Below are 8816 nucleotides of genomic sequence, written 5' to 3' on the forward strand. Positions count from 1 at the left end.
AGAGCGGCCTTTTTAGTTTTAATATGTATTAGCCGCTTATTATTTAGCGTCTAAAAAGCTTTTCAGTAAATCAGAGCGAGAAGGGTGACGTAATTTACGCAGCGCCTTTGCTTCTATTTGACGAATACGTTCACGTGTTACGTCAAACTGCTTACCTACTTCTTCTAAGGTGTGGTCGGTATTCATATCAATACCAAAACGCATACGCAGTACTTTAGCTTCACGGGCTGTTAGGCCAGCAAGTACGTCGTTAGTTGCGCCACGAAGCGACTCCATAGTTGCCGAATCAATTGGCGAATCAATGGTTGTATCTTCGATAAAGTCACCTAAATGCGAATCTTCATCATCACCAATCGGTGTTTCCATCGAAATTGGTTCTTTAGCAATTTTAAGTACCTTACGAACTTTGTCTTCAGGCATCATCATGCGTTCAGCTAATTCTTCTGGATTTGGCTCACGGCCCATTTCTTGTAACATTTGACGTGAAATACGGTTAAGTTTATTAATCGTTTCAATCATATGTACCGGAATACGGATCGTTCTTGCTTGGTCAGCAATAGAGCGCGTAATTGCTTGGCGTATCCACCACGTAGCATAAGTCGAAAACTTATAACCACGGCGATATTCAAACTTATCAACGGCTTTCATCAAACCAATATTACCTTCTTGAATTAAATCCAAGAACTGTAAACCACGGTTTGTATATTTTTTAGCAATTGAAATTACCAAACGTAAGTTAGCTTCAACCATCTCTTTTTTCGCACGGCGAGCTTTAGCTTCACCAATACTCATACGACGGTTTATGTCTTTTATACGCTCAATATTTAAGCCAGTGCTACTTTCAATAACACGTAATTTATTAAGACTACGAATGATCTCAGGCTTAACTTCTTCAAGTTTTGCCGAGTACTTTTCGTTAGCTGCAATTTCTAAATCAACCCAAGTAGCATCCGTTTCGTTATTAGCAAAGTGCTTAACAAACGTTTTCTTTGGTAACTTAGCAATTTGTACTGCTTGTTTCATGATAAGACGTTCTTGAACGCGAACTCTGTCCATCATTTCACGCATGTTATTAACCATGCGATCAAATTGCTTAGGTATTAATTTAAAGGTTTTGAATAACTCACCAATTTCAAATATAGCGGCAAGAGAATCTGGGTGCGAGCGACCTTTAGCTTCAAACGTTTCACGTGCTTTATTATATAAATCACGTAAATTTTCAAAATGAACACGTGCTTCTTCAGGATCTGGTCCTGTGTCTACTTCTTCTTCGTCTTCATCATCTTCGTCGCTGTCGTCATCGTCTTTATCGTCGTCATTAAGTTGTTTTGCACTTAATTCTGAACCAATATTAGTTGCCGAAATTGGCGCTGTGTCTTCATTAGGATCAATAAAGCCAACGATAATATCGCTAAGGCGCATTTCTTCTGCTTCAAACTTATCCCACTGCTCGAGTAGGTAAGTAATTGCTTCAGGGTATTCAGCAACCGAAATTTGTACTTGGTTAATGCCTTCTTCAATACGCTTAGCGATTACAATTTCGCCTTCACGGGTCAGAAGTTCAACAGTACCCATTTCACGCATGTACATGCGTACCGGATCCGTTGTGCGGCCGATCTCTTTTTCTACGGTCGCAAGGGCTGCAGCGGCAGCTTCAGCTGCGTCTTCGTCTGTCGTTGTTTCTTGCATCATTAGTTCATCGGCATCTGGCGCGTTTTCGCTAACCTTGATACCCATGTCATTAATCATGCTAATGATATCTTCTACTTGATCTGAGTCTATAATATCTTGTGGAAGGTGATCATTTACTTCTGCAAAAGTTAAGTAGCCTTGCTCTTTACCTTTTAGAATCAGAAGTTTTAATTGTGACTGAGGAGTTGGATCCATAGAGATTTTTTCTTCCACTCTGATAAGTTGATACAACAGGCGCCATCATGTAGTTTGCCTTAAAGCTAAACTAGAATAATGTGACGCAGTGAATAGCGTAGTATAACAGTTTAAATCAAATTTGACTAGCTGTTAGTCGCTTTTAACGCTGTCATTAACAAATGACATTCAAGTCTTTCATCGCTATTTAGACCTTGCGTCTTATCCTTTATTAATAGGGTCTCTAGTCGATAATTTAAACACTGATCTTCAATAAATTTAAAAGTATTTTGAAAAACAGTCTCTAAACGCTCTTCATTTATTTGATGTTGCCACGTTGCCAGCTTAGTTAGCGGGTCATAATCGTCAGTGCCTCTAAAGAATTCGAGCAACTGCGCTGTGGTAACATCTTCTTTTTGCAACGCTTGATGTTGTAAGCGCAGTAGCAAACCAATGCCGGCAATATTCATTTGTGCTAAATCGGGCAAATAGGGCACGCTTTTAGCCATTTGCGGATGTTGAATTAAAATACCGATTGCTTGGCGCATGGGGGTTATTTTAAATTTTCGCTCAATTGAATGCTGTTGCTTAGGTGTTTTTAAGCGATTATTGAGTTGCTCACGAGTACGGCCAATTAATCGCCCGAGCTGCTCAAGAATATTTTCTTGATAAAACTCACTAGGAATTTTTTCAATTAATGGTAATGCGGCACTAAGTAACTTGGCTTTACCCGAATCAAGTGTTAAATCTATTTCTAGGCTGAGCTTATTGAATAACACTTTAGTGAAATCATCGGCTGCATTTAATCTTTGTTCAAACTTATCTTTACCTTCGGCTTGTACTAAGGAGTCGGGGTCTTCGCCGTCGGGTAAAAATACAAAGTTTAATGCTTTACCATCATTTAAATAAGGCAGTGCGTTTTCGAGCGCACGCCAAGCTGCATCACGCCCTGCACGGTCACCATCGTAACAACAAATTACTTTATCTGTTGTTCTAAATAGGGTGTGCATATGCTCACTGGTTGTTGCTGTCCCAAGTGCTGCAACGGCATATTCAATACCTTGCTCTGCCAGCGCCACCACATCCATATAGCCTTCAACAATCAGTACATGGTCGAGCTTTTTGTGTGCTTGTTTAGCTTCATATAAACCATAGAGTTCAAAGCCTTTATGAAAAATACGTGTCTCTGGCGAGTTTAAATATTTAGGGCCTTGATCGGCTTGCATTACGCGCCCACCAAAGGCAACTACGCGGCCACGTTTATCGCGAATAGGGAACATTAATCGATCGCGAAAAAAGTCAAACTGTCTGCCAGGTGTTTTTTCTGAGGCGAGTTTTAGCTCTACCAATTGCTCTTTTTGTTCTTTGTTACGGCCAAGTTGTAGGCACAAACCATCCCATTCACTTGGTGCATAACCTATCATGAACTTTTTAACTATTTCGCCGCTTAAGCCCCGGCCTTTAACGTATTCAATAACAGCGGCAGAATTACTATGGTGCTTTAACTGGTGTTGATAAAACCTTGCAGTATGGAGCATTAAATCGTAATCAGAGCGTTTTTGCGCTGCAGTACGCTCAGGTGCCGAGCCGCTACCTTGCTCACGGGGAACTTCTAAATTAAGTAAACTTGCAAGCTCTTCAATAGCATCAACAAACTCAAGTTTTTCGTATTCCATAACAAACGAAATAGCATTACCGTTAACGCCACAGCCAAAGCAGTGATAAAACTGTTTATCTTGGGAGACGGTGAACGAAGGCGATTTTTCGTTATGAAAAGGGCAGCAAGCTTGGTAGTCTTTACCGGCTTTTTTAAGACCGACTTTTGAGTCTATCAGGTCGACAATATCGGTTCTGGCAAGCAAGTCATCTATAAAATTACGTGGGATCTTTCCAGCCATTAGTAAAATAACGTCCTGAGATAATTAGAATAACAATGAAAGCGAGATTAAATTTATAACCCTACAAATAAAACCAAGCGATTTTATACGCATATATTAATTGCTATTAAATAGGGCGGGTGCAAATAGCACGTTTGTAGATTTGAACACAAATCGGATACAAAAACAAAGAAACCGAGCTCTAGGCTCGGTTTACTTCAATCATACTTAATGTATGTGGGAGTACTAGGCTGTTAATCGTTGCTTAATTAAACCAGAGATTTTGCCCATATCGGCGCGACCTTCAGCTTTGCTTTTGATTATACCCATTACTTTACCCATGTCTTGCATACCTGCTGCGTTAGTGTCAGCAATAGCCGCATCAATGAGAGCAATTATTTCTTCTTCACTCAATTTTTGAGGTAAGAAAGTTTCAAGTGCTACTATTTCATTGGCTTCAATATCAGCTAAATCATCACGCCCAGCATCTTTGTACTGAGTGTAAGAGTCACGACGTTGTTTAACAAGCTTCACTATAACGGAGGTAATACCTGCGTCGTCTAGTGTTATTTGCTCGTCTTTTTCACGTTTCATGACTTCAGCAAGTACCATGCGAATAGGGTTAAGACGTAATTTGTCTTTGGCTCTCATCGCATCTTTTTGCGCATCTTTTAGCGTTATTAAAAGGCTCATTTATACAAGACCTAATATATTAGTATAATTTAACGCGACGTGCGTTATCACGAGAAAGTTTTTTCATGTGACGTTTTACTGCAGCAGCTTTTTTACGCTTACGCTCAGCTGTTGGTTTTTCATAGTGCTCGCGACGACGAACTTCTGAAAGGATTCCTGCTTTTTCACATGAACGCTTGAAGCGACGAAGTGCTACGTCAAACGGTTCGTTCTCTCTTACTTTAATTACTGGCATTAAAAATTCACCTACCTAAATTATGAGCGTTGCTCAAGTTGATCAAACATTGATCAAGTGGTTCAAAAATGGTGCGGTATTGTAATCCGAAGCAACACCACATGTAAAGGATAATATTAACAGAAAGCTGGCATCTAAAACAGTGTTAATTTACTTGGCGTTGATACAAACGACAAAAAACTTGCCCAGCCTTTTTTTCTTTAATTAACAACCAGTTGATTGGTGCAGTAAAGGTGCTTAACTCGCTTTCCACCTCAATGTAAATTAAAGCGTCACTGCTTAGCCATTGATTGTTTTCTAGTAAATCAGCGCTCGATTGTGCCAAGTTTTTACGAAATGGCGGGTCAACAAAAACTAGATTAAATGGCTCATTACTATTAATTTGCTCTAAAAATGCCAGTGTATTGGTATGTTTTACGTGTGCGTTTTGCAGCTTTAAAGTACTAATGTTTAGCTCAATTTGCTTTGCTGCGGCAGCGTCAAGTTCAACAAAAGTAGCGCTTTTAGCAAATCGCGACAGCGCCTCAAAACCTAAACCGCCAGAACCGGCAAAACAGTCGAGCACATTTGCCTCTCGGGTATCTTGCATTAACCAATTAAACACTGTTTCTTTTATACGATCAGTTGTTGGGCGCAGCCCTTGTACGTCTTTGACGGGCAGCTTTCGGCCTCTAAATTGGCCACTGATCACTCTAATAAAGCCATCGCTGGATTTGCTAGTTACTTTATTTTGCGTTGTTTTTTTTCTCATTTAGCTCACTAAAAATTGGTATCTGCTATCTAGCTCAGATAATATTGCAATCATATCATAGCGTATTATTTTTCAACTGCATTAAAAGTGGTAGTATAAGCATCCTAGACAATAGATTGTGCCTTTAAACAGTTTAAAATAGCAGTTAACGCACATACTATTATTATCGTTAGTTTATCAGAATTTTATAAGTGGTTATTAGCAAGTATGGCAAAAAAAAGTAAATTACTGTCTTGGTTAGGTTTTGGTAAGTCAGATAAAAAACAACAAGCGGAACAAAGTGCCCAAGAGGCCGATAACCAACAGCAAGCGCGCTTAGCAGCAGAAAAAGCTGAAGCAGAGCATTTAGAGCAACAGCAGCGTTTAGCAGAGCAAGAAGCGCAGATGCGCCTTGATCAAGAAAAAGCAGCAGCTGAACAAGCCGAGGCTGAGCGTTTAGAGCAAATACGTATTGCAGCAGAGCAAGCAGAAGCTGAGCGATTAGAGCAGCAAAAACTTGCAGCCGAGCAAGCACAGAGAGAGCAAGCTGAAAAGCTAGCGATTGAAAAAGCCAATGCTGAGTTAATCGTAAAACAGCAAGCCGATGCTCATGCATTACAGCTAGAGCAACAGCAGCGTTTAGCAGAGCAAGAAGCGCAGATGCGTCTTGAGCAAGAAAAAGCAGCAGCAGAACAAGCAGAGGCTGAGCGTTTAGAGCAAGCACGTATTGTAGCAGAGCAAGCTGAAGCTGAGAATTTAGAGCAGCGAAAGCTTGCAGCCGAGCAAGCACAGAGAGAGCAAGCCGAAAAGCTAGCGATTGAAAAAGCCAATGCTGAGTTACTCGCAAAACAGCAAGCCGATGCTCATGCATTACAGTTAGAGCAACAGCAGCGTTTAGCAGAGCAAGAAGCGCAGATACGTCTTGAGCAAGAAAAAGCAGCAGAACAAGCAGAGGCTGAGCGTTTAGAGCAAACACGTATTGCAGCAGAGCAAGCAGAAGCTGAGCGTTTAGAGCAAACACGTATTGCAGCAGAGCAAGCTGAAGCTGAAGCTGAGCGTTTAGAACAAGCGCGAATTGCAGCAGAGCAAGCAGAGGCTGAGCGTTTAGAGCAAGCACGTATTGCAGCAGAGCAAGCAGAGGCAGAGCGTTTAGAACAAGCACGTATTGCAGCAGAGCGAGCAGAAGCTGAGCGAGCAGAAGCTGAGCGAGCAGAAGCAGAGCGAGCAGAAGCTGAGCGAGCAGAAGCTGAGCGTTTAGAGCAAGTACGTATTGCAGCAGAGCAAGCAGAAGCTGAGCAATTAGAACAGCAACGTATTGCAGATGAACAGGCAGAAGCTGAGCGGTTAGAACAGCAGCGTATTGCAGCAGAGCAAGCTGAAGCTGAGCGTTTAGAGCAACAGCGTATTGCAGATGAACTTGCAAGCGAAGCAGCTCAAAAAGTAGAGAAACCTAAAAAAGAAGGTTTTTTCTCTCGCCTTAAAAAAGGTTTATTAAAAACTCGCGTTAATATTGGTTCTGGTTTTGCTTCCATATTTAGCGGTAAAAAAATAGACGATGATTTATTTGAAGAGCTAGAAACGCAATTACTCACCGCCGATTTAGGCGTTGATACCACCATGAAGTTAATAGACCGCCTAACTGATGCGGCAAACCGTAAGCAATTAAAAGACGGTGACGCACTTTATGAGCTAATGAAACAAGAAATGGCCGTAATGCTTAAAACTGCAGAGCAGCCGTTGGTTATTCCAGCCGATAAAAAACCATTTGTTATATTAATGGTAGGTGTTAACGGTGTAGGTAAAACGACGACCATTGGTAAATTGGCTAAGCAATTTCAAAGCGAAGGCAAGTCGGTCATGCTTGCTGCGGGTGATACATTTAGAGCCGCAGCGGTTGAGCAACTACAAGTATGGGGCGAACGTAATAGTATTCCTGTTATTGCACAGCATACTGGTGCCGACAGTGCGTCTGTTATTTTTGATGCTTTTCAAGCGGCAAAAGCGCGTAACGTTGACGTATTAATCGCAGATACAGCAGGGCGCTTGCAAAATAAAGACAACTTAATGCAAGAGCTTGAAAAAATAGCGCGAGTAATGAAGAAAATTGATCCTGACGCGCCGCACGAAGTAATGTTAACTATTGATGCGGGCACAGGGCAAAATGCAATTAGCCAGGTAAACTTGTTTAATCAATGCGTTGGTTTAACCGGTATTACTCTTTCAAAACTAGATGGCACGGCAAAAGGCGGTGTTATTTTTGCGGTAGCAGATAAGTTTAACATTCCAATTCGTTATATTGGTGTGGGTGAAAGTATTGATGATTTACGTGCCTTTAAAAGCGATGACTTTATTGATGCGCTATTTAGCCAAGATGAAGACGACGCTTAAAGCTTAGCAAGCTATTAGTACAAGCGTTGAAAAGTGATCAGCGCGACGTTCATAAAGTGAAGCTTCACCCAAATGGTCATGTTTGTACTTTGATTTTCCGGTTCTGTAGGTGTGGTTTATAACACACCTTTAAAAGGTGGAACTTTTATTTACCAAAAGAGGGAGCTTGCTCCCTTTTTAATTGCGAGGAATACCAGCTTTATTGATGTTTAATAGTGTTGGCATAATAAAAAATGATAAATTTTCAGCAAGTAAGTAAAACCTATCCAGGCGGGCATCGCGCTCTTGAAAAAGTTAATTTTCATATTAAACCTGGTGAACTCGCGTTTTTAACCGGCCACAGTGGCGCGGGTAAAAGTACGCTGTTAAAGCTAATTAGCTTAATGGAACGCCCTTCTGCAGGAAGTGTGTTTATTAACGGTATCGATTTAAACAAAGTAAACTCACGGCAAATTCCTTATGTCCGTCGCGACATCGGCATTATATTTCAAAACCACCGCTTATTAGAGCGCTACACTATATTTGATAACGTAGCACTGCCCTTGATCATTGAAGGCACACACCATAAGCAAATTGCAAAGCGTGTGCATGGCGCGCTTGATAAGGTTGGCTTGATTGATAAAATTAAATGCCACCCATCTATGCTCTCTGGTGGCGAGCAGCAGCGTGTGGGTATTGCCCGTGCAATTGTTAACTCCCCGCCAATATTATTAGCAGATGAACCTACGGGTAACCTAGATCCTGAGCTTTCAATGGAAATATTACGTCTTTTTGAAGAGTTTAATAACCATGGAACAACCGTACTTATTGCTACCCACGATCTAGGATTAGTGGCCCGGATGAAGTATCGCAGCTTAACCCTAAAAGATGGTCGTATGATTCAAGATCCGTTAGCCGAGGGCGCATTATGAGTTTACTTTTTAAAAGTCGTCAAAATAGTAACGATAAACAAAAAAAATCAGTATTTGCTGGCGGTTACTTTTTTATTATTAATATTTTTCGCCAAGGCATACATAGCTTAGGTGAG

At 41.1% G+C, this 8816-nt stretch carries 7 protein-coding genes and 1 pseudogene; 3 read left to right on the top strand and 5 right to left on the bottom strand.

The genetic code is table 11. The features are described from left to right. Positions 1-39: 39 nt before the first annotated feature. The 5 genes from rpoD to rsmD form a co-directional block, all read right to left on the bottom strand. Positions 40-1887: an RNA polymerase sigma factor RpoD gene (gene rpoD / locus I6F41_RS11080; protein WP_011327061.1), complete on the bottom strand. Its 1848-nt coding sequence runs from the start codon at positions 1885-1887 to the stop codon at positions 40-42. A gap of 125 nt (positions 1888-2012) precedes the next feature. Next, positions 2013-3764, bottom strand: a complete 1752-nt coding sequence (dnaG, locus tag I6F41_RS11085; RefSeq protein ID WP_011327062.1) for a DNA primase — start codon at positions 3762-3764, stop codon at positions 2013-2015. 225 nt (positions 3765-3989) lie between these two features. Then, a complete protein-coding gene (locus tag I6F41_RS11090) occupies positions 3990-4436 on the bottom strand; it encodes a GatB/YqeY domain-containing protein (RefSeq protein WP_041454325.1) in 447 nt (148 codons plus the stop codon). A gap of 19 nt (positions 4437-4455) precedes the next feature. Further along, complete coding sequence (rpsU, locus tag I6F41_RS11095; protein WP_002957797.1) at positions 4456-4671, bottom strand: 30S ribosomal protein S21; 216 nt, start codon at positions 4669-4671, stop codon at positions 4456-4458. A 145-nt stretch (positions 4672-4816) separates the two neighbouring features. Then, on the bottom strand, positions 4817-5422 hold the full coding sequence (rsmD, locus tag I6F41_RS11100) for a 16S rRNA (guanine(966)-N(2))-methyltransferase RsmD (RefSeq protein WP_011327064.1): 606 nt from the start codon (positions 5420-5422) through the stop codon (positions 4817-4819). Positions 5423-5629: 207 nt separating this feature from the next. Between rsmD and ftsY the strand changes: the two genes are divergently transcribed. From ftsY to I6F41_RS11115, 3 genes and pseudogenes are all read left to right on the top strand, one after another. Next, the gene (ftsY, locus tag I6F41_RS11105) at positions 5630-7789 is read left to right on the top strand and encodes a signal recognition particle-docking protein FtsY (RefSeq protein ID WP_197108405.1); all 2160 of its coding nucleotides are present in this window, start codon (positions 5630-5632) and stop codon (positions 7787-7789) included. Positions 7790-8022: 233 nt separating this feature from the next. Next, positions 8023-8700 carry a cell division ATP-binding protein FtsE gene (ftsE, locus tag I6F41_RS11110; RefSeq protein WP_011327066.1) on the top strand — a complete coding sequence of 226 codons (678 nt, stop codon included), beginning with the start codon at positions 8023-8025 and terminating at the stop codon, positions 8698-8700. Then, positions 8697-8816, top strand: a pseudogene (locus I6F41_RS11115) (permease-like cell division protein FtsX); the annotation flags it as partial. The gene ftsE and the pseudogene I6F41_RS11115, both read left to right, overlap by 4 nt.

It is taken from the genome of Pseudoalteromonas sp. SCQQ13 (assembly GCF_015864415.1).
Taxonomy (GTDB): domain Bacteria; phylum Pseudomonadota; class Gammaproteobacteria; order Enterobacterales; family Alteromonadaceae; genus Pseudoalteromonas; species Pseudoalteromonas nigrifaciens.